The sequence below is a fragment of the Streptomyces sp. R44 genome, assembly GCF_041053105.1.
Taxonomy (GTDB): Bacteria; Actinomycetota; Actinomycetes; order Streptomycetales; family Streptomycetaceae; genus Streptomyces.
In genome coordinates, this window is the sequence record NZ_CP163444.1 from 5,418,151 (window position 1) to 5,440,487 (window position 22,337).

A 22,337-nucleotide genomic window follows, 5' to 3' on the forward strand; every position below is an offset into this window, starting at 1 on the left:
TGGTGGGCTGCCCCGAAACACCGCCCTGACCAGTGGGGTCACGACGGTCCATCACGACGCAACCGGCCCCCGGAGCCCCCTCAGGCTCCGGGGGCCGGCGCATGTCCGCGCTCAGTTGCCCCGCTCCTCCACATAGCGGGTGTGGACCTCCTGGCGGATCGCCTCCGCGTCCCGCAGGGCGGCCGCGATCGCCGTCATCTCCTCGTGGAGCGCGGTCAGCTGGCGTTCGAGGTGGCTCTCCGGAGGCTCGGCGCCCGGCGTGAACCGCGACCACCACCGCGTCCGTACGAAGGTGTCGACGGCCTCCGGGACGTCCTGGCGGACCGCGCGGGCCAGGACGTGGAGGTGGTCCGGGTCGCTCACCCAGCCCGGTTCGAGGAGGGCCTCCACCAGGGTGTCGAGCGCGGACACCTTCTCCCGGGTCTCCGGCGGCAGCTCCACCTCGGTGAGGTACGTGCGGAGGGTCGCGAAGTCGGCCCGCAGCGCGTCGAGTTGCTCGTCCGCGCCCGGGAAGTGCGGGGTGTCCGGGCGCTCCGGCGGGGCGATCAGCGCCCCCGCCGCGTACAGTCCGCCGACGACGAGCGGCCACAGGCCGCCCGCCGCGCCGGTGAGGGTGATCCCGACACCGGCCAGACCGCAGACGCTGCCGGTCAGGTTCTTGCGGGACTCGACGTACCCGAGCAGGCGGCTACTGGTACCCACGGATCTCCTCGAAGGCGCCGTCGAGCGAACCCTGGTGGGCGTCGAAGAGCTTTCCGCCGGTCAGGCTCGCGATGTGGTCGAGCTCGCCCCGGTCGGAGTCCCCGAAGAGGATCGGGAAGACCGGCGTGCGCTGCTGCTCGGCCGGGAGGGAGCGGTAGAAGGTGTCGAAGGCGGACGCCGGATCGCCGTCGTTCTCCCCGTCCGTCATCAGGACGACCGAGGTGAACGTGTCGGCCGGCGTCTTCCCGAGGAACGTGTACGCCTCCTGGAGGCTGGAGTAGATCGCCGTGCCCCCGGAGGCCGAGAGCTTCCCCGCGTCGTCGCGGATCGCGTCGAGCGCCGCCTTCGGGGAGGCCGGGTCGACCGTGTGCGTACGGACCTCGTCCTGCTTCACGGAGGAGCCGAAGGGCATCAGGGTGACCTCCTCCCGGTCCCGGAAGTCGCCGGTCAGCTCGATGAGCGCCGACTTCAGCCGATCGAGCCGCTCGCCGGCCATGGAGCCCGAGGTGTCGAGCACGTACACCGTGCGGGAGGGCCTGCGCAGGGCGTTGTCGTACGCGTCGAGCAGATCGTCGGCGACCGCCCGGCTGCCGGGGAACGGCAGCTCGCGGCGCGGGTCCCGGGCGAGCGCCGGGGCCGGACCGACCCCGGCGACCACCGGGCGGCGCAGCGTCGTCCCGGTGATCCGCCGCTGGGCCTCCGGGGTGCGCAGCCAGGTGGTGAGCCGGTTCGCCGCCTCCTTCGCCTCGGGGCGGGCGGAGGTGAGCAGGGTCAGCGGGTAGTCGGCGGTCACGACACCGTCGGACGGCCGGATCACGGTGAGCTTCTCGGGCGCGGACAGCAGCACGGACTCGTAGTTCACCAGCGCGTCGACGTCGGTGCGGCGGGCGTAGGCGGTGGCGAGCCAGCCCGAGGAGCCCGAGGTCAGCTTCTGGCCGGTGAAGAACTCCTTGAGCTTCGGGGTGGCCCGGGTGACGTCCTGCTCGGTGAGGGCCGACTGCGCGCCGGACAGGCCGGAGGCGACCGAGACGAGCGCGGAGAAGCCCGAGTTGGAGCGCTTCGGGTCCGTCATTCCGTACGTCAGCCGGCCGTCGGCGACCGCCCGGTGCAGCTGCGACCAGGTCACCTTCGCCGGGTCCCAGCCGAGCCGGGCGACGGCCGCGGGCCGCACGCCGAGCGCCACCGGCGAGGTCATGATCGGCGTCTCGTTGGTGATCTTCTTCGCGGTGTCCGGGCGGAGCCGCAGGTAGTCGTTGGAGGAGAGCCAGATGGCGTCGTACGCCTTGTCGGCCTCGCCGGACGCGATGCGCTGGACGGCGTCCAGGGTGCCGGCGTACGTGGGCCGGACGGTGATGCCGGTCGCCTTGCCGGCCTCGTCGAGGACCGGGCCCATGTCGGCCAGCTCGGAGGAGGCGAGGACCCGGAGGGTGCCGGCCTTGAACTCCGTGCTCTGCGCTTCGGGGCGGTCGTCCCCGCCGCCGGAGCAGGCGGTGGCGAGGAGGGCGAGCGCGAGGGCGGCGACGGTCGCGCGGGCGGTGACGGCGGCGCGGGCGGTGCGGCCGCTCATCCGAGACCGCCCTCGGTCGCGCCGGTGCGGTGGCTGCGCTCCAAGTGGGCGCTCGCCTCCTGGAGTTCGGCCGACAGCGACGCGACCGTCGCCGCCATCGACTCCGTCGCCCGCACCTTGTACGTGTCGATGGCGTCGAGCGTCCGGTAGATCTGCTGGAAGGCGGTACGGAGCGTCTCCGCGCCCACCGCCGGGTCCGCCGCCAGGGCCTGGATGTCCCCGGCCTGACGCTCCAGCATCTCCGCGTTGCCCCGGACGATGTCCTCGGTCGTCGAGCGCAGCGCGATCACCTGCTCGGTGACCTTCCGCTGGTTCTCCAGCGCCGAGGCCAGCATCACCGCGATCCGCAGCGCCGACAGGGTCGTCGTCGCCGCCCGGTCCACGCCCTTGATCAGCTCGTCGTTGTTCCGGCGGACCACGTCCATCGCCAGATAGCCCTGGGCGCAGACGGCGAGCTGGGTCAGCAGGTCCTGGTGCTTCTGCCGGACCGGGAAGAGGACGTCGGCGCGCAGCGCGTCCGCCTGCGCCGGGTCGGGTGTGAGGGCGATGCGCTCCTCCACGGCCGCGTCGAGCGCGTCGGTGAGCACCGCGTACTCCTGGAGCTTGCCCATGGTCTCCCACAGCCGGGCCCGCTCGGTCTGCAACGCGGCGTTGTCGCGGCTCAGTTCGTCCTGGCCGCTGCGCAGCGAGCCGACGATCCGGTTCAGGGTGGCCTGCGAGGACGCGTACTTGGCGACGTGGTCGCGCAGCTTGTTCCCGCCGGGCAGTTTGGAGAGGAGGCCCTTGAAGCCCTTGGCGGGGGTGTCCCGGGGGTCCAGGCCCTCGACCGTGCGCCGCAGTTCGACGAGGGAGGAGCCGACGCGGGTCTGCGCGTCGCCGCCGCCCGCGCCCTCGCCGAGGGAGCGGATCGTGCGGTCGAGCATCCGGTTCGACTGCTGCGCGGCGGAGCGGATCTCGCCCGCGCCGAGCGCCGCGATCTCGTTGATGCGGCCGGTGAACTCGGGGGAGCGCGGGTCGAGTCCGGACAGTGAGCCGACGTACTCGACGGCCCGGCGGGACATCTCCGTACGGACGGACTCGTCCAGCGGCACCAGGCCGGAGGCCTGCTCGGCGCGGACGGCGGGCACGGGCTCGGGCGGGGTCAGGACGAGCGGGGCGTCCTGCCCGGGCGGTGTCAGGGCCATCGTTCTTCTCGGATCCTCGGGCGTGGTCATGCGGTGTCCCCCTGGTCGCGGGCCCGCAGCGCCATCTCGTGCAGCACCTTGCTGGTGGGCACGGGCGCCTGGCGGACTCCGGTCAGCGTCTGGTTGAGGTACGCGGTCTGGCCGCCGGTCGCGGCGGTGAACTCGCTCGCGGCGCCCTGCGGACGGAAGCCGTGGCGGACCGCGAGCTTGCGCAACTCGGGGTCGGCGGAGAGCAGTTCACCGAGCGCGCGGCCGTTCTCGGTGAGCGGTACGAGGGTGTGGTCGCTGTTGACGGTGGTGTCCGGGTAGAGGACGACGAGGTCGCCCATGGGCCGCCCGGCGAGCAGTTGGGAGGCGACCTGCGACTCGTACACGAGGACGAGCGGGTTGCCGACGCCGCTGACGAAGTCCCGGAAGGGCGCGTCCGAGCCGGACTGCTGGGCGCCCTGCACCTGCACCAGCTTGCGCATGAGCGGGGCCGTGCGGTCGACGGCGGCCTTGTTCCCCGCGACCCGCCCGCCGTCGGCGACATAGCTCGCGGCGGCGAGGTAGAGGGCGCCGGAGCTGGAGGCGACCGGGTCGGTGGAGGTGATGAAGAGGGTGCCGCTCAGCTCGGCGTGCCCGCCGGAGCCCTTGAGCTGCTGCCAGGTCCGGTCGGCGCGGGCCGCCGCGAGGTAGGCGTCCATCTTCAGGGTGCCGCTCGTCCCGCGCGGGCCGAGGGTCGCCAGGCCGTTGCCGGCGAGGACCTGTGCGGCGGCGCTGTGCGCGACGACGACGAGGGGCGAGTAGAAGGGCCGCAGCGGCGCGGAGGCCGCCTTGTCCTTCGTCCTCCGCTGCGCCTTGGCGCGGATCTCGTCGGCCGGGCCCTTGGAGGACGGGAAGGCGAAGTCGTAGCCGTCGAGCGGCAGTTCCTCCATGTCCCAGGACCCGGAGGTCTCGGTGGCCACGGTGAAGCCCTTGGCGGCCAGGGCCTTCACCACCTGTGGATCGGCGAAGAACTCGGCCTTCTCCGATCCGATGACTCCTCGCACGGTCTTCGTTGCCGTGCCTGTGTCCTTGTCGCCGCCCGTCACGAGGACGGCGGCCACGCCGCCGAGGAGCAGGACGGCCAGGACGATTCCCAGGATGCGTCTCACGCGGGCAGCGTGCTCGCGGAAACCCACATTCCAGGGGGAGTCGGGTGTACGGGGGGTGAAGGAGCGATCCCGGTACCGAACCGGAGCGCGGGCTGCCGTATCCCGGGTGTTCGGGGGTTTCTCTTCGGGGGGCCGGGTTGGTGGGCGCCCGGGCCGCGCGGTTCGTGCCGCGCGGCCCGGGGCCGTCAGGGGGCGGAGACCAGGGTGGTGTCCCCGGCCAGCGCCGCGGTGTGCGCGTCCATGCGCCCGGCGGCGAGGATCGCGGCGGCCGTGTCGGCCCGGGAGGCGGCGACGACCAGTGCGCGGCCCGCGAGGGCGTGCGCCTTGCGGTGCAGGTCCTGCGCGGACGAACCGCTCAGCCCCGCGTGCCGCGCGGGCGGTGCGCCGCGCAGCCGCGCCACCTGCCGGGCGATGAGCTCGCCGGCCTCCGTGTCGCCCAGCTCGTCGGTGACGGCGAGCAGGGCGGCGAGGTGTCCTGCGAGCTGAATGTCCAGCTCCTCCTCGCGGGAGCGGTGCGGGTACGTGTCCTGGGCGTCGTCGGCCATCCGGTGGACCGACTTGGTGCGGATCGGTTCGTACATGGGGATGGCCTCCTGAGGTGCTCTGCAGGCCATCCTAGCTTAGATTCGGTCTAAAGTTGAGCGTCGTCCGGAGTGGTGGGCTACGGCTGGCTGTAGCCGTCCAGGAAGCGGCCGATCCGCGTCACCGCGTCCGCCAGGTCCGCTGCCGCCGGCAGCGTGACGATCCGGAAGTGGTCCGGCTCGTGCCAGTTGAAGCCCGTCCCGTGCACCACCATGATCTTCTCGGCCCGCAGCAGGTCCAGGACCATCTGCCGGTCGTCCTTGATCTTGTAGACGTTCGGATCGAGACGCGGGAACAGGTACAGCGCGCCCTTCGGCTTCACGCACGTCACGCCCGGGATCTGCGTCAGCAGCTCGTACGCCGTGTCCCGCTGCTCCAGGAGCCGCCCGCCCGGCAGCACCAGGTCCTCGATCGACTGCCGGCCCTGGAGCGCGGCGGCCACCGCGTGCTGCGCCGGCATGTTCGCGCACAGGCGCATGTTGGCCAGGATCGTGAGGCCCTCGATGTACGAGGACGCGTGGTGCTTCGGGCCGCACACCGCGAGCCAGCCGGAGCGGAAGCCGGCCACCCGGTAGTTCTTGCTCATCCCGTTGAAGGTGAGGACGAGGAGGTCGGGGGCGATCGCGGCGGTCGGGGTGTGCGTCGTGCCGTCGTAGAGGATCTTGTCGTAGATCTCGTCCGAGCAGACCACCAGGCTGTGCCGGCGGGCGATCTCCGTCAGCGAGCGGAGCATCTCGTCGTCGTAGACGGCGCCCGTCGGGTTGTTCGGGTTGATGATCACGATCGCCTTGGTGCGGTCGGTGATCTTCCGCTCGATGTCCGCGAGGTCCGGCATCCAGTCCGACTGCTCGTCGCAGCGGTAGTGCACGGCCGTACCGCCCGCGAGCGAGACCGAGGCCGTCCACAGCGGATAGTCCGGGGCCGGCACGAGGACCTCGTCGCCGTCGTCGAGCAGCGCCTGCATCGACATCTGGATCAGCTCCGAGACGCCGTTGCCGAGGTAGATGTCCTCGACGGAGAGCGGGATGCCCTTCGTCTCGTAGTGGCTCATCACCGCCCGGCGGGCCGAGAGCAGCCCCTTCGCGTCGCCGTAGCCGTGCGCCTCGGAGAGGTTGCGGAGCACGTCCTCCAGGATGGCGGGCGGACACTCGAAGCCGAAGGCGGCCGGGTTTCCGGTGTTCAGCTTGAGGATGCGATGACCCGCGGCTTCGAGCCGCATCGCCTCTTCGAGCACCGGACCCCGGATTTCGTAACAGACGTTGGCGAGCTTCGTGGACTGGATCACCTGCATGACGAGAGCTTACGGCGGGGGCGGTCGCGATGCGGAGTGTTCTGGGACACGTCGGACAGCGGGGCGGTGTGCCGAGGTGTGACCCGGATCGCATCGACGGTGACGTGCTCCCTACAATCCGGGCCATGAGCCACCACGACCCCGGAGCCGCCGCACCGCGGCGCGCCCGCCGCCGCCACGCCCCCGCACGCCGGGGCCGCGGTGCCGTGTGGCTGCTCGCCGGGGGCTGCGTCACCGTTCTCGGTCTGGCCGCCGCGCTGCTCACCGGCGGCCTCGGCAAGAGCGGCGGCACGCGGTCCCCCGCCGACGACGGGGCGGACGGGCCGCCCGCGATGATCCAGGCCGACCCCTCCGAAGGGACCTCGGACACCTCGGGGACGGGGAACTTCGGCGCCCCGGGCTCTTCGGGCGGCGGCGCCACGTCCGTGCCCGGCGGCACGCACCCGTCCGTGTCGCCTTCCGTGAAGACCACGGTCACCGCTGCTCCGTCCGGGTCCGCGACCACCGCCCCGCCGACCGCCGACCCGTCCGCCACCGCGTCGGCCGACCGGCTGGGGAAGCCGGGGAAGGGGCGGGGGGCGACCAAGCGGCCTCGGTAGGGACCGGGCGGCCTCGGTGGGGAAGGGCACCCCCGGCAGGGACCAGGCGCCCCCGGTAGGGACCGGCCTCGGTTCGGGGGATCCCGGGCCGTCGGGATAGGTTGGCCGGTCATGTGGGCTTTCAGTGCCTCCGGATGCCGGTGGCTCGGTGCGGGCGGGTCGCTCGCCGTGGCCGTCGGCGGATACGCGGCCGGCACCCTTCCGGTCCTCGGCGGTGGGCCGCTGTGGCAGCCGCGCGGCTCGGCGGCCGAGGTGGCCGGCGCGGTCCTGGCGACCCTCGGACTGACCCTGCTCGTCGCCGCCTGGTGGCGCTACGGCGTCCTCCTCGCCCGCGGCCTGCGGGACGGGGTGCTCGCCACCCTCGCCTGCTGGACCGCGCCGCTGCTCCTCGCCCCGCCGCTGCACAGCGCCGACGTCTACAGCTACATCGCCCAGGGCGCGATGGTCCTCGAAGGCCACGACGTGTACGGGGCCGGGCCCGCCGTCCTCGGCCCCGGCGACCTCGGGGCCGACGCGGCGGCGAGCGTCGGCGGGAACTGGACCCACACCCCCGCGCCGTACGGACCCGCCTTCCTGCTCCTCGCCGCGGGCATCGTGAAGCTGACCGGCGGGGCGGTCGTGCCCTCCGTCCTCGGCCTGCGGCTCGTCGCCCTCGGCGCGCTCGCCCTGATCGTCTGGGCCGTACGCGGCCTCGGCGGCGGGGGCGGCGGCCGTGACGGGGCGCTCTGGCTCGCCGCCCTCAACCCGCTGCTCCTCGTCCACGTCGTCGGCGGCATGCACAACGACGGCCTGATGATCGGCCTCATGCTCGGCGGCGTCCTGCTCGCCACGCGCGGCCGGTGGGTGCTCGGCAGCGTCCTCGTCGGCTTCGCGATGATGGTCAAGTCGCCGGCGGCCGTCGCGCTGCTCTTCATCGGCGTGCTCCTCGCGCGCGGCGGCGGCGTACGGGGCCTGCTGAAGGGTCTCGTCCTGCCGGGGGCCGTCGCGGGCGCCGTGGCGGCGGGGGCCTCGGTCCTCGCCGGGACCGGGTTCGGGTGGCTGCGGACCCAGAGCGTCGCCGCGGCCATCCACACGCCGCTGTCCCTGACGAGCGACCTCGGCCTCGGGCTCGGGCTGCTCCTCGGGGGCGAGGCGGAGCCCGTGAAGGGGGTCGTGCAGAAGCTGGGGCTGCTGCTCGCCGTCGGGGTCATCGTGGCGCTCGCCCTGCGGGCCCACCGGGGGCGTCTCGACCCCGTCCTCGGGCTCGGGCTCTCGCTGGTCGCGCTCGTGGCGCTCTCGCCGATGGTGCAGCCCTGGTACCTGCTGTGGGGGACGGTCGTCGTCGCGGGCGTCGCGTGGCGGAGCCGGGCGGGGCAGGTCCTCGCGGTGCTGTCGGCGGCGCTGGTGTACGAGACGCAGCCGTCGGGACACACGCCGTGGTACGGGTTCGTGTCGGCGGGGCTGGTGCTGGTGGTGGGGCTCGTGTGGGTGCGGCGGGAGCCGTGGGGGCCTGGAGCGGGCGGTGCCGGCGAAGGTACCGTGCCGCCCCAGCGCACGCGCGGTACGCGATCGGCGCCGGCCCGGGACTCAGCGGGGCTGCGTCCGTCTGACTGACCGGCCCGCCAGTACGTCCGTCCTCCGGCCGTCCTCCACGACGAACCTCCCGTCGATCAGCACGTGCGGGATGCCCACCGGCAGGGTGCGCGGGTTCTCGTACGTCGCGCCCGCGGCGACCGTCGCCGGGTCGAAGAGGACCAGGTCCGCCACATGGCCCTCCCGCACCAGGCCCCGGTCCGGGAGGCGGAGGCGGGCCGCCGGGCGGGAGGTCAGATGGGCGACGCACTCCTCCAGGGAGAGGACGCCGAGCTCGCGCACGTACCGCCCCAGGTACTCCGGGAACGTGCCGTACGCGCGCGGGTGCGGCTTGAGGCCCTGGAGGATGCCGTCCGAGCCGCCCGTGTGCACCCGGTGGCGCATGATCGTCCGGACGTTCTCCTCGTGGCCGACATGCTGGAGGATCGTCGTGCCCAGGCGGTCCTCCAGGAGGAGCCGGCGGGCGGTGGGCCAGCCGTCGACGCTGCGGCCCACGTGCTCCGCCAGTCCCCGGTCCGTGACGCCCGAGATCTCGATCGTCGCCCAGTCGACCGGCACCCCGTGGCAGCCGTCCGAGCCGAGCTCCTCCAGGTGGTGCCGGATCCGTTCCGCCGTCGCGTCGTCGCGGAGCCTGGCCAGGGCCGCTTCCGGGCCGCCCTCGCTCGCCCAGCTCGGGAGCAGCGCGAGCAGGGTCGTGCTGCCCGGGGTGTACGGGTACGTGTCGAGGCTGATGTCGGCGCCCGCGTCGAGGGCCGCGTCGAGGAGGGCCAGCAGCTCCGGGGCCCTGCCCTCGTTCACGCCGAAGTTCATCGTGGCGTGGGCCAGGTGCAGGGCGCAGCCCGCCTCCCGGGTGAGCGCCACCATCTCCTCGTACGCGCGCAGCGCCCCCGCCCCGTACGAGCGGTGGTGCGGGCAGTAGTAGCCGCCGTACTCCGCGACGACCCGGCACAGCTCGGTGAGCTCGGCGTCCGGGGCGTACATGCCGGGGGTGTAGGTGAGGCCGGAGGACATGCCGACCGCGCCCTGCTCCAGGCCCTCGGCGACGAGCCGGCGCATGCGGTCGAGCTCGGGCGCCGTCGCCGGACGGTCCTCCCAGCCCATCGCGTACATGCGGACCGTGCCCTGGGGGATCAGGTACGCCGCGTTCACCGCGATGCCCCGGTCGAGCCGGTCCAGGTACTCGCCGACCGTGCGCCAGTCGAAGTCGACGGACGTGTCCCCGGGCGCACCGCCGTTCCAGCCGGTGATCGCCCGGCGGACCTCGTCGAGCGTGCGGTCGTCGACGGGGGCGTACGACAGGCCGTCCTGGCCCAGGACCTCCAGGGTCACGCCCTGCGCGGCCTTCGCGCTGTGGTCCGGGTCGCGGAGCAGCGCGAGGTCGCTGTGGGCGTGCATGTCGATGAAACCGGGGGAGAGGACGAGGCCCTCGGCGTCCAGGACGCGGCGGGCGGTCGGGCGCTGGCAGCCGGCCGCCGCGGCCTCCTTGACGATCGAGACGATCCGGCCGCCCTCGACGCCGACGTCGGCCCGGTAGGAGTCGCCGCCGCTGCCGTCGACGACCTCCGCGTCACGGAAGACGAGGTCCATGTCCTGCCCCCTCTGGTGGTCCTCGGCGATCAGAAGAAGGTGCGGATGTGGTCGACCACCGTGCCGTCCGCCTCGACGAGCGGGATCAGCTGCCACTTGTCGAAGATCGTGCAGGGGTGGGAAAGGCCCATCCCCACCCAGTCGCCGACCTCCAGGTCCGCGCCCGGTCCGGTGGCGAGCCAGGTGTGCTGGTCGGAGAGGCCCGTGACGGTGATGCCCTCCGCGGGGCGGATCTCACCCGTGCGGCTGTCGCGGACGACGTGCGCCTCGGGGAGGTGCAGGTCGTGGGCGGCGTCCCGCTTGCCCGCGTTGGTGAAGGCCTGCTCGGCCGTGGGGCGGGAGACGACCTGCGACCAGAGCCGGAACGCCGGCTGGAGCGCGCCCTCCTCGGGGATCCGGTTGAAGGGGGTGCGGTTGCGGTACTGGCCGTCGTCGTGGGAGACGTACGCGCCGGAGCGCAGCAGCTTGAGGACCGGGAGGGAGAGCTCGGGGATCTCCGCGAAGACCTCGGCGACCGTGTCGAACCACTCGCTGCCGCCCGCGCTCACGATGATCTCGCCGATCGCCGGGTCGAAGCGGCCGGCCTTGTCGAAGTCGGCGGCGAGCCCGACGAGGCGGTGCAGCCACTCCCGCACGCTGTCGGCGTCGGCGCCGGGCATCGTGCCCTCGTACCCGGCGACGCCGACGAGCCGCAGGGTGGGGGCGGCCGCGACGGCGTCGGCGACGGCCGCGCACTCCGCCTCCGTCCGGACGCCCGTCCGCCCGGTCGCGCCGGCGGCCAGCTCGACGACGACGTCCACGGGGCGGGCCGCGCCGGCCGCGCGCAGGGCCTCGTCCATCAGCTCGACGCCGCGCACGGAGTCGACGTAGCAGACGAGCCGGAAGGCGGGGTCGGAGTCGAGTTCGGCGGCGAGCCAGCGCAGCGCGACCGGGTCGACGACCTCGTTGGCCAGGAAGATCCGGGCGATGCCGTGGGCGCGGTAGACGCGGGCCTGGTGGGGGACGGCGGCGGTGATGCCCCAGGCGCCGTGCTCCAGCTGCCGGTCGAAGAGCTGGGGGGCCATGGAGGTCTTGCCGTGCGGGGCGAAGGCCAGGCCGTGGCGCTCGGCGTAGGTCTCCAGGAGGCGGAGGTTGTGCTCGACGGACTCGGCGGAGAGGGCGAGGACCGGGGTCGTGTAGCCGCCGGTGAAGAGGTTGCGCCGCTGGGCGGAGAGTTCGCCGACGGTCAGGCCCTCGGCGTCCGGGGGCAGGGCCTTGAAGCGGTGGTCGACGCGCTCGTTCGCCAGGTCGGGCGTGCGCGGCATGAGGCCTCCTCGTCGTGGGGCGTTGCGGAACGGTCGTTGCGGGATGTGCAACGCTCATTGCGCATGGTGCTGATGGCTGTCTAACATCCGGGCCAAGGCCGGGTCAATGGACCCGTACGAGTCCGAGGAGCCCGGGAGTGAGCGGACCCGCGCGCGTGTCGTCGCCCCCGGACGTCGTGTGCCTGGGCGAGTCCATGGTCGCCTTCCTGCCGACCCGGCCGGGCCGCCTCGCCGACGTACCCTCCTTCACCCGCGCGATCGGCGGCGCCGAGTCGAACGTCGCCTGTGCGCTGGCCGCCGCCGGGCACCGGGTGCGGTGGGTCGGGCGCGTCGGGCGGGACGGCTTCGGCGAGCACCTCGTCGACACGATCGCGGGGTACGGGGTCGACGTGGGCGCGGTCGGGCGCGACCCGCACCGTCCGACCGGCGCCTACTTCCGTACGGACGAGGACCGGGCCACCGACGCGCACGAGGTCGTCTACTACCGGGCCGGCTCGGCCGCCTCGGCCATGTCGCCGGCGACCGTCCCGTACGCCTCGGTCGCCGACGCCCGGATCCTCCACCTCACCGGCATCACGGCGGCGCTCTCGGCGGACTGCCTGTCCCTGATGCGCGCGCTCACGGCCCCGCGGCCCGGCCGGCCGCTCGTCTCGTTCGACGTGAACCACCGGGCGGGGCTGTGGCGCGACGACAGCGCCCCCGAGGTGCTCCTCGAACTCGCGCGGCGGGCGGATGTCGTCTTCGTGGGCGCGGACGAGGCGGAGGTGCTGTGGGGCGTGGCCGATCCGGCGGCGATCAGGGAGGTGCTCGCGGAGCCGGCGGTGCTGGTGGTGAAGGGGGGAGCGGGGAGTGCGGTGGCGTTCGAGCGCGGCGCGGCCTCTTTCCCCACCCTGCCCCTTCCCGAACCGGGGGCTCCGCCCCCGGGCCCCCGCGCCTCAAACGCCGGCGGGGCTGGAATTCCAGCCCGTCCGGCGTTTGAGGACACGCCCGGAGGGCGTACGGGGGGCTGGGGGCTCGCCCCCAGTTTCGGGAAGGGGCGGGGTGGGGGAGAGGCCCCGCGCAGCGGCCCCGCGCCCGCACCGGACCAGGCACCGGGCCCCGCAACGGGCCCCGCACCCGCGCCGGGCCACACGCCGGGCGCCGTACCGGGCCAGGCGCCGGGCCACGCGGCCGGCCACGCGCCGGGCGCCGTACCGGGCCGAGCGCGAGGCACCGCCACCGCCACCGACACCGTCACCCCCGCTCCCGCCCCCCGCGTCGCCGTCGTCTCCCCCGTCGGTGCCGGGGACGCCTTCGTCGCCGGGTTTCTGTCCGCCACCCTCCGCGGCCTCGGCATGGCCGCGCGCCTCCGGCACGGGCATCTCGCCGCCGCCGCCGCGCTCGCCGTGCCCGGGGACTTCGCCGCGCCGCCCCGCCGGGAGCACGCCGACCGGCTGGCCGCGCTCGACGACGCCGCCTGGGGCACACTTCACCTCGGCCCCGGCTGGACGGGGGACGACCAGGAGGTACGTACGCCATGAGCCAGACCGTCGACCGGGCGCTCAGCATCCTGCCGCTGCTCGCCCAGGGACCCGCCGACCTCGGGCAGGTCGCCGAGCGGCTCGGCGTGCACAAGTCCACCGCCCTGCGGCTGCTGCGCACGCTCCACGAGCACGGGCTCGTCCACCGGCAGCAGGACCAGCGCTACCGCCTCGGCGCCCGGCTCTTCGCGCTCGCGCAGGAGGCCGTCGAGAACCTCGACGTCCGGGAGATCGCCCACCCCTACCTCACCGCCCTCAACGAGCGGATCGGGCACACGATCCACCTCGCCGTGTACGAGGAGGGCGAGGTCGTCTACATCGACAAGGTCGAGTCCCGCTACCCGGTCCGCATGTACTCGCGCATCGGCAAGCCCGTCGCGATCACCGTGGCCGCCGTCGCCAAGCTGCTCCTCGCCGACCTGCCCGAGCCGGAGCGCCGCGCGGTCGCCGCGAAGCTCGACTACCCCCCGTACACCCCCCGTTCGACGCCGAACGCCGCCGCCTTCCTCAAGGAGCTGGCGACCGTACGCGAACAGGGCTGGGCCACCGACCTCGGCGGCCACGAGGAGTCCATCAACTGCGTCGGCGCGCCCATCCGAGGGGCCGACGGGCGGGTCGTGGCCGCGATGTCGGTCTCGGCGCCCAACGTGGTCGTCACGGCCGAGGAACTCCTCACCCTCCTCCCGCAGGTGCGCGGCACCGCGGACGCCATCAGCCGCGAGTACTCCGGCACCGCTCCGACGAAGGAAACAGAGGAACCGACCGCATGACCGAGAAGACCGCTCTCACCCCCGCCACCCACACCGCCCCGCCGGCGAGGTTCTCGCACGGCGTCCGGAAGGGCAACATCCTCCAGGTCGCCGGCCAGGTCGGTTTCCTGCCCGCCGTCGAGGGCCGGGCCCCGACGGTCGCGGGGCCGACCCTGCGCGAGCAGACCCTCCAGACCTTCGCCAACGTCAAGGCGATCCTGGAGGAGGGCGGCGCGAGCTGGGACGACGTGATGATGATGCGCGTCTACCTCACGGACGTGGACCACTTCGCCGAGATGAACGAGATCTACGACCAGTACTTCGAGGACCAGAACCTCAAGGCCCCCGCCTCGGCCCGCACCACCGTCTACGTCGGCCTCCCGGCCGGCCTCCTCATCGAGATCGACGCGCTCGCCGTCCTCGACTGAGCAGTGCCCCGGCCGCAGCGGCGGCCGGGGCACCCCTTCACGTACGGGCCGTCAGGCCGCGCAGTACTGCGCCTGCTTGCCGATCGAGCGGTACATGCAGTCGGCGTTCTCCAGGAGCTGGAGGACGGCGTCGCGGTTGCGGCTCGTCTCGCGCTCGATGACCTCGTCGGGCGGGTAGAAGCCGCCGCCGCCGGACGACGGGTACATCTCGAAGGTGTACGCGAAGATCTTCTGCGCGCCCCACAGGTAGTCGTCGATCGAGCCGTCCGTGATGTACAGGTCGCTGGACTGCTCGGGCGTGTAGCCGTTGCTCGCGGCCATCTTGCCGCCGACGGTCGCGAAGGCGTCGCGGTCGTCCTGGGTCATGCCGGTGGTGGTGTTGGCCGTCGTCCAGCCGAAGGGCCAGAGGACCAGTTCGCTGTACGTGTGGAAGTCGATGGCCGCCGTGATCTGCTGCTTGCCGCCGACGACCCGGGAGCGGACGAAGTCGGCGACGACCTTCACCTCGGGGGCCGACTCGGGGGCCGTGCCCCGGTAGGTCTCGGAGCTCTTGGTGCCGGAGGAGCCGCCGCAGCAGCCCCACTTGTAGTCCCAGTTCCGGTTGAGGTCGGTGCCGATGTAGGAGGAGTTGGCGTTGGGCTGCCGGTTCTTGCGCCAGCTGCGGTACGAGCCGCTTGCGATGTCGTACTCGCCGCCGTCCGGGTTGAGGTCCGGGACGATCCAGATCTCCCGGTTGTTCACCATGCTGGTGATGCGGGAGTCCGTGCCGTAGCCCGCGCCGAGTTCGCGCAGCAGGTAGAGCGCCATCTCGACGGTGAGGTGCTCGCGGGCGTGCTGGTGGTGGGTGAAGAGGACCTCGGGCTCGTTCTCGTCGGTGGCGACGTTGTCGCTGATCTTGATGGCGACGATGTCCCGGCCCTGGTACGTCTTGCCGATGACCCGCTTGTTCATGATCGAGGGGTAGGCGGCGAGGCGCTGGTCGATCTCCGCGGTCATCTCGGCGTGGTTGTGGTACTTCGCGTCCGCGGAGGGGAAGTCGAGGGGGCCGGCGGTCTTGTCGGCCTCGGTGTTGCGGTTCGGCGGGCCGGGGAGCGCGACCGGCGCGTAGCCGAGGGCCTTGAGCCGGGCGAGCTGTTCGGTGTTGGCGCTGACGACGACCGAGCGGGCGTCGACCTCGTCGATCGAGACGCCGGTGGCGGTCAGCGCGCTGCGGGCGGCCGGGGTGGACGGTCCGGCGATCTCGTACTGCCGGATCACCTCCTCGGCGCCGGACGCGATGCGGGCGGCGGTCGGCGCCGGGTCGGCCCCGGCGGGGGTGCTGAGGGCGGAGAGGGGCGCCGCGAGGGCGAACGCCACGAGGGCCGCGAGGGTGGCGGTCCTTCTGCCGCGGAGGGGACGTCGCATGCTGTCTCCTGGGTGGGGAGTGTGGGGGAGTGCGACCGAGCCAAGTCGTGCGGTTGCCCGGGGGTGTGACTGCCTGGCAGTCGCTGCTTCCCGGGTACGTGCCTGTCCGGCCACATGGTCCGGCTATGTCATGGACCGGTCAAGATAGCGAGTTCGGCCATACTGTCCCGCGTGGGGACCCTCATCGGTAGATATGTCATCGAGCACAAGCTAGGCGAAGGCGGCATGGGCACCGTCTATCTGGCCCGATCGCGCGGCGGGCGCGCCGTCGCCGTCAAGGTCGCACGGCCGGAACTCGCCTCCGACCCGTCCTTCCGCGCCCGCTTCCGCGCCGAGGTCGCCGCGGCCCGGCAGGTCGGCGGCTTCCACACCGCGCAGGTCGTCGACGCCGACCCCGAGGCGGAGGCCCCCTGGCTCGCCACCGCCTACATCCCCGGGCCCACCCTCTCCGGACTCCTCACCGCCCAGGGCCCCATGGACGAGGCCCGGCTCCGCTCGCTCGGCGCCGCGCTCGCCGAGGCCCTGGAGGCGATCCACGCCTGCGGGCTCGTCCACCGCGACCTCAAGCCCGGCAACATCGTCATGGCCGCCGACGGGCCGCGCGTCCTCGACTTCGGGATCGCCCGCGCCGTGGAGTCCACCCGGCTCACCGCCACCGGCAGCGCCTTCGGCACCCCCGGCTACCTCGCCCCCGAACAGGCCCTCGGCGAGGAGGTCACCGGCGCCGCCGACGTCTTCGCGCTCGGCGCCGTCCTCGTGGCCGCCGCGGGCGGGCGGCCCTTCGGGGACGGCACGCCGATGGGGCTCATGTACCGCTCGGTGCACGAGGCCCCCGACCTCGGCGCCGTCCCGCAGGCGCTGCGCGATCTCGTGGGGCGCTGCCTCGCCAAGGACCCCGCCGAACGGCCCACGCCGGACGCCATCATGGACGAGCTGGCGGGGACCTCGTACGAGCCCGCGGCCACACCTTCCGCACCTCCGGCGGTCCCGGACCCCCGGGTGACGCCGGGGCCCGTCGACGCGGTGCCCGCTCCGGTCACGCCCGTCGACGCGGTGCCCCCGCCGACGCCGGGCCTCCAGGACGCCGTGCCCGCGCCCGTACCGGCGCCCGCGCCCGTCCCCGTACCGCATCCCGCCTACCGCCACGTTCCCCCGCCGCCCCTCGCCCCGCCGCTGCCCGCGCCGCAGTTCACCGCCGCCGACCGGAACTCCGGCGTCGACGTCGACGGGACCGGCGTGTTCCTGAACTTCTTCGGCGAGGAGGCCGACTTCCTCTGGAGCGAGATCGGGGCCGTACGGTACGAGCGCATCCGGCGCGACCGGGTGCTGCGCGTCTCCGTCACCCTCTACGACGGCACGGTCTACGACTGCGAGGTCGACGGCCGCAAGGCCGCCCGGGTCGACGACTGGATCCGGCTGCTCGACCCGGTGCTGCGCCACTACCTGCCGGCCTGATGAGACGACGCAGCGCCGCCGGGGGAGCGGCGGCGCTGCGCGGGTCTCGGGACGGGTTCCGCTACGGCAGGTTGTGCACGTGCGGGCCCACCGCGTTCGACCAGGCGTTGCCGGCCGTCGCGTCCCAGTTGGTCGACCAGGTCATGGCGCCGCGCAGCGACGGCCAGGTCTGGGCGGGCTTGAAGGTGCCGCAGCCGGTGCCCCGGGTCAGGCAGTCGAGCGCGTTCTTCACGATCTGCGGGTCGACGTAGCCGCTGCCCGCGCCCCGCGTGGAGGCGGGGACGCCCAGACCGACCTGGGACGGGTCGAGGCCGCCCTGGAGCTGGATGCAGGCGAGCGCGGTGAGGAAGTCCACCGAGCCCTGGCTGTAGACCTTGCCGTCGCAGCCGAGCATCGAACCGCTGTTGTAGTACTGGGTGTTGATCACCGTGAGGATGTCCTTCACGGCGAGCGCGGTCTTGAAGTACTCGGAGCTCGTGTTCTGCATGTCGATGGTCTGCGGGGCCATCGTCAGGACCATCGAGGAGCCCGCCTTGGCGGAGAGCAGGCGCAGCGCCTTGGTCAGGTACGTGGCGTTGACGCCGTGCTCCAGGTCGATGTCGATCCCGTTGAAGCCGTACTCCTGCATCAGGGCGTACGCGCTGTCGGCGAAGGCGGTCGCGGTGGCGTCACTGTTGATGGTGACGTTGCCCTTCTCGCCGCCGACCGAGAGGATCACGGACTTGCCGGCCGCCTTCTTGGCCGCGACGTCGGCCTTGAAGTCGGCGGCCGAGGCGTAACCGACGGCCGGGTCGAGGTTGAAGGTGATCTGGCCGGGCGTGGCGGTGGAGTCGGCGAACGAGACCGCGATGATGTCGTACGCGGCCTGGACGTCCCGCAGCTTCTGCTTCGCCGCGCCGTTGTCGAAGTTCTGCCAGTAGCCGGTGACGGCGTGCTTCGGCACGGCCGGGCCGGGGCCCGGGTCCGTGGGCTTGGCGGTGCGGGCCGTCACGGCGGCGGACTTCGCGGACTCGCCGGCGGAGTTCGTCGCGGAGACCTGGAACTGGTACGCGGTGTCGGCGGTGAGCCCGGTGACGGTGGTCGACGTGCCGGTGACCGTCTGCGGGTTGGCGCCGTCGCGGTACACCTTGTAGGCCGTGGCGCCGTTGACGGCGCCCCAGCTCAGGGCGACGGAGCTGGTGGTGACCGTCCCGGCGGAGAGACCGGCCGGGGTGGCCGGGACGACCGGGTCGGGGTCCTGGCCGCCGCCCCCGTCGGGCCCGAAGACGCTCAGGTCGTCGACGAGGTAGGGGGAGGTGCCGTACCAGCCGTGGGTCCAGATCTCGACCGAGGTGGTGCTCGCGCCGGTGGTGAAGGTGGTGGTGAGCTGCTTCCAGGAGGGGCTGTCGGGCGTCCAGGTGGAGACGGTGCCGGTGCCGGTCCCGGTGTTGTTCGCGCCGAGGTAGGCGTAGCCGCCCTGGACCCAGGCGCTCAGCGTGTACGTCGAGTTGGGCTTCACGGTGACGGTCTGCGTGCACTGGGCGTAGTCGAGACCGGCCGGGCTGGCCTTGAGCGCGCCGGACCCGGTGCGGACCGGCGAGGAGACGACGGCGCCGCTCCCGGCGGAGCAGGACCAGTTGGTGAGGCCGTTCTCGAACCCGGCGTTCTTGGCGACGTTGACGTCCGCCGCCTGCGCGGTGCCGGCTCCGCCGACGAGGACGAGCCCGGAGCCGACGGCGAGCGCGAGGGCTCCGGCGAGCCGGCGCCGTCCGTGCGGGCGGGTGGTGGTGCGGTCCACGTGCATCCTCCGGTGGGGGAGTTGGGGATGTGGAGGTGCCGTACGTCGTCGTACGGAGGGGAGGTGCGGGTACGGGGGTACCGGCGGTGGCCACCGCTGTCGCAACAAGTTGGTCCAGACCAATCGCGTTGTCAATACCTCCGGCGGGGAAGGGCGTTCGGCCGGGCGCCGTGACGACCGGGGACGTGGGGTGGGGCCGCAATAAATGGAGGCAGCTTGGCGGATTGTGTGTTCACCACCCCGCGGGACGTGGATAAGGTGCAGAGGCGGCGGCACCCTGCGGTGACGCCGCGAACGCGGTAAGTGATCCGCGGCCGCCGGGGCGCCGGAGGCCGGAGGGGACGGGGGGTCCGACGTGCCGACAGCGATCGCCGTCACCGGCGCCGACCTGGTGCTGCCGGCGGCCGACCCCGGGACCCCGCAGGCCGCCGTGCTCCCGCCCCCCGAGACCCGCCCGCTCGACGCCTCCCTCGCGGACATGCAGCAGCTCCTCGCCCGCTACGGACACGTGGTCGTCGTCTGCCCCACGTCCGCGCCGACCGCCGTCGAGCACCGCCTGCACGCCGTCCGCGCCCTCCTGGAGAGCGACCGCATCGCCCTGGTCAGGACCGACCTGCCGCCCCTCGGCGCGGCCGTCCTCGTCCGCCAGCTGCGCCAGCTCGCCGGCTGCGACTTCAGCCCCGGAGTCCTCGCCTCCGCCGCCCGGCTGCTCGCCCACTACATCTACGCCGGCGCCGTCCTCGGCTCCGTCTCCCGGCTCGACCGCGTCCCCGTCGGCCTCGGCTCCCACCTCAAGAGCTGGCTCCCGGGCGCCCACTTCGCCGTCCTCGCCGGACCCACGCCGCAGATCGTGCGGATCGGCGCCTCGGAAGAACCGCTCGCCGGACCGGAGTTCGCCACCGAACTCCTCCTCGCCCGCGGCCAGCTCCAGACCGACTGGCCGACCACCACCCTCGTACCCCGCTGGCGGATCCCCGGCCCCGTGCACGAGACGGCCCTGCCCACGTCCTCGCCCGGCTGGTGGGGCACCGGCAAGCTCGTCGAGTTCGCCGCGTACCTGCCCGACCTGCCCGTCCTCCACCAGCTGGTCTCCTCCGTACGGCGCGAGACCTGCCACTGGTGCGGGATGGACCTCATCGGCGACCGCTGCGGCTTCTGCGCGGCGCCGCTGGCACCGGTGGCGCCGCCCGACCGGGGGACGTACTCCGTCGGCCCCGGACAGCAGGCGCTCGGGCCGGGACAGCAGACGCTCGGGCCCGGACAACAGGCCCTGGGTCCCGGACAACAGCCCCTGGGCCCCGGGCAGCAGGCTCTCGGTCCCGGGCCGCAGCCGGGACCGCACGCGCTCGGGCCGGGGCCGGGGCCACAGGCCGGTGCACCCGCCCGCGCCCTCGGGCCCGGCGGCCGTTCCGCCCGCGCCGCGCTGCCGTGAGCGACCCCGTGCGCCCCGGCTGCCCCTCCCGCCCCCGCCCCACGTCTCCGACCGAGGAAGTACGGCCATGAACTCCCGCCAGCGCCGCGGCGTGATCCTGTTGCTGCTCTCCGTCCTGTGCGCGCTCGGCGCGTTCGCCGGTGTCCTCGCCGTCATCAGCGACGTGAACTCGAAGGTCGGCCCGGAGACCACGGCGTACCGGCTCAAAGACGACGTGGCGCCCTACAAGCCCCTGAAAGCGGGCGACTTCGAGAAGATCTCCATGCCGAAGCGCTGGCTGTCCCCGACCGCCGTCACCGACCTCCGCCAGATCGAGGGCAGGATCGCCGTCACCCGGCTCAGGGCCGGCTCGCTCCTCCAGACCGACATGATCGTCGAACGGCCCCAGCTCAAGCCGGGCGAACAGGAGATCGCGATCATGGTCGACGCCGCCACGGGCGTCGCCGGAAAGATCAACACGGGCTCGACGGTCAACATCTACGCGACCTTCGCCGGCGAGAAGAAGGGCGACCCCGACCAGTCCCGCATGATCGTCGCCGGCGCACGCGTCCTCGACGTCGGCCGCCTCACCCCGGCCGCCGAGACCAACGACCGCGCCGGCCGGGCCACCTCCACCGTCCCCATCACGTTCGCGCTCTCCACCCTCGACACCCAGCGCGTCGCGTACGCCGAGTCCTTCGCCGAGCACGTACGCCTCGCCCTCGTCGCCCCGTCCGCCGACGGCACCCAGGGCGGCTCCCCGGCCGACAAGGGCGACCGCACCTACACGCTCGACAAGGACAAGTGAGGCCGGTATGACCACCAGGATCCTGCCCGCCGTCGGCGACCCCGACGCGGCCCGGTCCGTCAGTACGCTGCTCAGCCAGCTCCCCGACGCCGAACCCGCCCAGCCGGTCACCGACTCCACCCAGCTCGTCGACACCCTCGCGCGGCTCGCCGCCGCCTCCCTCGACGAACTCCCCGAGGTCGTCCTCGTCCACGAGCGGATCGGGCCCGTCCCCGCGCTCGAACTCGTCCGCGAGGTCGCCCTCCGCTTCCCCGCCGTCGGCGTCGTCCTCATCACCGCCGACGCCAGTCCCGTCCTCTTCTCCGCCGCCATGGACTCCGGCGCCCGCGGCCTCGTCACCCTCCCCCTCGGCTACGAGGAACTCGCCAGCCGCGTCCAGGCCGCCGCCCAGTGGTCCCTGGGCGTCCGCCGCCACCTCGGCGGCGGCGCGGAGCGGATCACCGGCCCCGGCGGCACCGTCGTCACCGTCAGCGGCGCCAAGGGCGGCGTCGGCGCCACCGTCACCGCCGTCCACCTCGCCCTCGCCGCCCGCGCCGCCGGGCGCAGCGTCGCCCTCGTCGACATGGACCTCCAGAGCGGCGACATCGCCTCGTACCTCGACGTCCAGTTCCGCCGGTCCGTCGCCGACCTCGCCTCGATCGCCGACATCTCGCCCCGCGTCCTCCAGGACGCCGTGTACGTCCACGAGACCGGCCTCTCGCTGCTCCTCGCCCCGGCGGAGGGCGAGCGCGGCGAGGAGGTCACCGACCGCGCCGCCCGGCAGGTCGTCAGCGCCCTGCGCGGCCGGCACGAGGTCGTCGTCCTCGACTGCGGCTCCCGGCTCGACAGCGCCAACGCCGCGGCGATCGAGATGGCCGACACCGCGCTCCTCGTCACCACCCCGGACGTGGTCGCGGTCCGGGCCGCCAAGCGGACGGTACGGATGTGGGAACGGCTCCAGGTCCGCAAGGCCGAGGAGACGGTCACCCTCGTCAACCGCCACCACCGCTCCACCGAGATCCAGCCGCCCCTCGTCCAGAAGATCACCGGCACCCGGATCGCGGGCGTCGCCGTCCCGGCCAACTTCAAGGAGCTCGCGGCGGTCGTCGACGCCGGCCGCCTCCACGAACTCGACGCCAAGTCGACGGTCAAGCAGGCGCTGTGGAGCCTGGCGGGGGAACTGGGCCTGGTGCAGGCGGCGGGACAGCCCGGCAAGGAACTCGCCCGCGCGGGCGACCGGGGCTCCCTGGGCCTGCGCCGCCGCACCGGAGGCCGCTGAACG

The 22,337-nt window shown here is 73.5% G+C and carries 19 protein-coding genes; 9 read left to right on the forward strand and 10 right to left on the reverse strand.

Annotated features, from left to right (window positions below):
- Positions 1 to 111: 111 nt before the first annotated feature.
- The 6 genes from AB5J54_RS25365 to AB5J54_RS25390 form a co-directional block, all read right to left on the reverse strand.
- Positions 112 to 702: a hypothetical protein gene (locus AB5J54_RS25365; protein WP_369146202.1), complete on the reverse strand. Its 591-nt coding sequence runs from the start codon at positions 700 to 702 to the stop codon at positions 112 to 114.
- Positions 689 to 2,269 carry a substrate-binding domain-containing protein gene (locus tag AB5J54_RS25370; protein ID WP_369146203.1) on the reverse strand — a complete coding sequence of 527 codons (1,581 nt, stop codon included), beginning with the start codon at positions 2,267 to 2,269 and terminating at the stop codon, positions 689 to 691. Before AB5J54_RS25370 ends, AB5J54_RS25365 begins: the two co-directional genes overlap by 14 nt.
- The gene (locus AB5J54_RS25375) at positions 2,266 to 3,483 is read right to left on the reverse strand and encodes a toxic anion resistance protein (protein ID WP_369146204.1); all 1,218 of its coding nucleotides are present in this window, start codon (positions 3,481 to 3,483) and stop codon (positions 2,266 to 2,268) included. Before AB5J54_RS25375 ends, AB5J54_RS25370 begins: the two co-directional genes overlap by 4 nt.
- Positions 3,480 to 4,616, reverse strand: coding sequence for a hypothetical protein (locus AB5J54_RS25380; RefSeq protein ID WP_369146205.1), 1,137 nt, complete (start codon positions 4,614 to 4,616; stop codon positions 3,480 to 3,482). The genes AB5J54_RS25375 and AB5J54_RS25380 overlap by 4 nt, the downstream gene beginning before the upstream one ends.
- Before the next feature lie 158 nt (positions 4,617 to 4,774).
- The gene (locus AB5J54_RS25385; protein WP_369146206.1) at positions 4,775 to 5,170 is read right to left on the reverse strand and encodes a hypothetical protein; all 396 of its coding nucleotides are present in this window, start codon (positions 5,168 to 5,170) and stop codon (positions 4,775 to 4,777) included.
- Positions 5,171 to 5,250: 80 nt separating this feature from the next.
- Complete coding sequence (locus AB5J54_RS25390; RefSeq protein WP_369146207.1) at positions 5,251 to 6,462, reverse strand: pyridoxal phosphate-dependent aminotransferase; 1,212 nt, start codon at positions 6,460 to 6,462, stop codon at positions 5,251 to 5,253.
- Positions 6,463 to 6,587: 125 nt separating this feature from the next.
- Between AB5J54_RS25390 and AB5J54_RS25395 the strand changes: the two genes are divergently transcribed.
- Both AB5J54_RS25395 and mptB read left to right on the forward strand, forming a co-directional pair.
- Entirely contained in the window at positions 6,588 to 7,061 is a 474-nt protein-coding gene (locus tag AB5J54_RS25395) for a hypothetical protein (RefSeq protein ID WP_369146208.1), read from the forward strand.
- Between the two features lie 111 nt (positions 7,062 to 7,172).
- A complete protein-coding gene (gene mptB / locus AB5J54_RS25400) occupies positions 7,173 to 8,654 on the forward strand; it encodes a polyprenol phosphomannose-dependent alpha 1,6 mannosyltransferase MptB (protein ID WP_369146209.1) in 1,482 nt (493 codons plus the stop codon).
- Here mptB and AB5J54_RS25405 read toward each other — a convergent pair.
- Positions 8,628 to 10,220, reverse strand: a complete 1,593-nt coding sequence (locus tag AB5J54_RS25405; RefSeq protein ID WP_369146210.1) for an amidohydrolase family protein — start codon at positions 10,218 to 10,220, stop codon at positions 8,628 to 8,630. The genes mptB and AB5J54_RS25405 overlap by 27 nt on opposite strands.
- A 29-nt stretch (positions 10,221 to 10,249) precedes the next feature.
- Positions 10,250 to 11,524, reverse strand: coding sequence for an alanine racemase (locus tag AB5J54_RS25410; RefSeq protein ID WP_369146211.1), 1,275 nt, complete (start codon positions 11,522 to 11,524; stop codon positions 10,250 to 10,252).
- Positions 11,525 to 11,718: 194 nt separating this feature from the next.
- On the opposite strand from AB5J54_RS25410, the gene AB5J54_RS25415 reads away from it, so the two are divergent.
- Genes AB5J54_RS25415 through AB5J54_RS25425 form a run of 3 tightly spaced genes read left to right on the forward strand, consistent with a single transcriptional unit; the run spans position 11,719 to position 14,221 of the window.
- Positions 11,719 to 13,044, forward strand: coding sequence for a PfkB family carbohydrate kinase (locus AB5J54_RS25415; RefSeq protein ID WP_369149456.1), 1,326 nt, complete (start codon positions 11,719 to 11,721; stop codon positions 13,042 to 13,044).
- Positions 13,041 to 13,814, forward strand: coding sequence for an IclR family transcriptional regulator (locus tag AB5J54_RS25420; RefSeq protein ID WP_369146212.1), 774 nt, complete (start codon positions 13,041 to 13,043; stop codon positions 13,812 to 13,814). Before AB5J54_RS25415 ends, AB5J54_RS25420 begins: the two co-directional genes overlap by 4 nt.
- Entirely contained in the window at positions 13,811 to 14,221 is a 411-nt protein-coding gene (locus tag AB5J54_RS25425) for a RidA family protein (RefSeq protein ID WP_369146213.1), read from the forward strand. The genes AB5J54_RS25420 and AB5J54_RS25425 overlap by 4 nt, the downstream gene beginning before the upstream one ends.
- Before the next feature lie 51 nt (positions 14,222 to 14,272).
- Here AB5J54_RS25425 and AB5J54_RS25430 read toward each other — a convergent pair whose 3' ends face one another.
- Positions 14,273 to 15,625 (reverse strand): M14 family metallopeptidase, encoded by a 1,353-nt coding sequence (locus AB5J54_RS25430; RefSeq protein WP_369146214.1) that lies wholly within the window; start codon positions 15,623 to 15,625, stop codon positions 14,273 to 14,275.
- A 171-nt stretch (positions 15,626 to 15,796) separates the two neighbouring features.
- Between AB5J54_RS25430 and AB5J54_RS25435 the strand changes: the two genes are divergently transcribed.
- Positions 15,797 to 17,080 carry a serine/threonine-protein kinase gene (locus AB5J54_RS25435; protein WP_369146215.1) on the forward strand — a complete coding sequence of 428 codons (1,284 nt, stop codon included), beginning with the start codon at positions 15,797 to 15,799 and terminating at the stop codon, positions 17,078 to 17,080.
- Positions 17,081 to 17,141: 61 nt separating this feature from the next.
- Here the strand turns inward: AB5J54_RS25435 and AB5J54_RS25440 are convergent, their stop codons facing one another.
- Positions 17,142 to 18,857, reverse strand: a complete 1,716-nt coding sequence (locus AB5J54_RS25440; RefSeq protein WP_369146216.1) for a chitinase — start codon at positions 18,855 to 18,857, stop codon at positions 17,142 to 17,144.
- Between the two features lie 355 nt (positions 18,858 to 19,212).
- Here AB5J54_RS25440 and AB5J54_RS25445 point away from each other — a divergent pair, with 355 nt between their 5' ends.
- From AB5J54_RS25445 to AB5J54_RS25455, 3 genes are all read left to right on the forward strand, one after another.
- Entirely contained in the window at positions 19,213 to 20,289 is a 1,077-nt protein-coding gene (locus tag AB5J54_RS25445; RefSeq protein WP_369146217.1) for a hypothetical protein, read from the forward strand.
- 67 nt (positions 20,290 to 20,356) lie between these two features.
- Positions 20,357 to 21,076, forward strand: a complete 720-nt coding sequence (cpaB, locus tag AB5J54_RS25450; RefSeq protein WP_369146218.1) for a Flp pilus assembly protein CpaB — start codon at positions 20,357 to 20,359, stop codon at positions 21,074 to 21,076.
- Positions 21,077 to 21,083: 7 nt separating this feature from the next.
- Positions 21,084 to 22,334: a CpaE family protein gene (locus tag AB5J54_RS25455; RefSeq protein ID WP_369146219.1), complete on the forward strand. Its 1,251-nt coding sequence runs from the start codon at positions 21,084 to 21,086 to the stop codon at positions 22,332 to 22,334.
- Positions 22,335 to 22,337 lie beyond the last annotated feature (3 nt).

Excerpts from the sequence above, each read along its gene's own strand:
- AB5J54_RS25395 (WP_369146208.1), top strand. The coding sequence starts at position 6,588 with ATGAGCCACCACGACCCCGGAGCCGCCGCACCGCGGCGCGCCCGCCGC.
- AB5J54_RS25370 (WP_369146203.1), bottom strand. The coding sequence starts at position 2,269 with ATGAGCGGCCGCACCGCCCGCGCCGCCGTCACCGCCCGCGCGACCGTC.
- AB5J54_RS25455 (WP_369146219.1), top strand. The coding sequence starts at position 21,084 with ATGACCACCAGGATCCTGCCCGCCGTCGGCGACCCCGACGCGGCCCGG.
- AB5J54_RS25420 (WP_369146212.1), top strand. The coding sequence starts at position 13,041 with ATGAGCCAGACCGTCGACCGGGCGCTCAGCATCCTGCCGCTGCTCGCC.
- mptB (WP_369146209.1), top strand. The coding sequence starts at position 7,173 with ATGTGGGCTTTCAGTGCCTCCGGATGCCGGTGGCTCGGTGCGGGCGGG.
- cpaB (WP_369146218.1), top strand. The coding sequence starts at position 20,357 with ATGAACTCCCGCCAGCGCCGCGGCGTGATCCTGTTGCTGCTCTCCGTC.
- AB5J54_RS25415 (WP_369149456.1), top strand. The coding sequence starts at position 11,719 with ATGGTCGCCTTCCTGCCGACCCGGCCGGGCCGCCTCGCCGACGTACCC.
- AB5J54_RS25390 (WP_369146207.1), bottom strand. The coding sequence starts at position 6,462 with ATGCAGGTGATCCAGTCCACGAAGCTCGCCAACGTCTGTTACGAAATC.
- AB5J54_RS25375 (WP_369146204.1), bottom strand. The coding sequence starts at position 3,483 with ATGACCACGCCCGAGGATCCGAGAAGAACGATGGCCCTGACACCGCCC.
- AB5J54_RS25410 (WP_369146211.1), bottom strand. The coding sequence starts at position 11,524 with ATGCCGCGCACGCCCGACCTGGCGAACGAGCGCGTCGACCACCGCTTC.
- AB5J54_RS25430 (WP_369146214.1), bottom strand. The coding sequence starts at position 15,625 with ATGCGACGTCCCCTCCGCGGCAGAAGGACCGCCACCCTCGCGGCCCTC.
- AB5J54_RS25405 (WP_369146210.1), bottom strand. The coding sequence starts at position 10,220 with ATGGACCTCGTCTTCCGTGACGCGGAGGTCGTCGACGGCAGCGGCGGC.
- AB5J54_RS25425 (WP_369146213.1), top strand. The coding sequence starts at position 13,811 with ATGACCGAGAAGACCGCTCTCACCCCCGCCACCCACACCGCCCCGCCG.
- AB5J54_RS25385 (WP_369146206.1), bottom strand. The coding sequence starts at position 5,170 with ATGTACGAACCGATCCGCACCAAGTCGGTCCACCGGATGGCCGACGAC.